This is a genomic window from Chromobacterium sp. FG89, assembly GCF_057808735.1.
Genome location: NZ_JBMDIQ010000081.1, coordinates 1 through 482, shown reverse-complemented (window position 1 = coordinate 482; position 482 = coordinate 1). Strand labels below are relative to the sequence as shown.

The following is a 482-nucleotide window of genomic DNA, read 5'->3' as shown; positions in this document are numbered from 1 at the left end:
GCTGACGGTCCGATGCCGCAAACCCGCGAACACATCCTGCTGTCCCGTCAGGTTGGCGTTCCGTACATCATCGTGTTCCTGAACAAGGCCGACCTGGTGGACGACGCTGAGCTGCTGGAACTGGTTGAAATGGAAGTTCGCGATCTGCTGTCTTCCTACGACTTCCCGGGCGACGACACCCCGGTGGTGATCGGCTCCGCTCGTCTGGCGCTGGAAGGCGACCAGTCCGAATACGGCGAACCGGCCATCTTCAAGCTGGCTGCTGCTCTGGATTCCTACATCCCGACTCCGGAACGCGCCATCGACAAGCCGTTCCTGCTGCCGATCGAAGACGTGTTCTCGATCTCCGGCCGCGGCACCGTGGTAACCGGTCGCGTAGAGCGCGGCATTGTTAAAGTCGGCGAAGAACTGGAAATCGTGGGCCTGAAGGCTACCGCGAAGACTACTTGCACCGGCGTGGAAATGTTCCGCAAGCTGCTGGA

General features: G+C 60.8%; 1 protein-coding gene. It reads left to right on the top strand.

Features of this window, described 5'->3' with window-relative positions:
* A partial coding sequence (locus tag ACODRW_RS24335) for a GTP-binding protein (protein ID WP_488906925.1) occupies nucleotides 1–482 on the top strand: 482 nt, incomplete at both ends.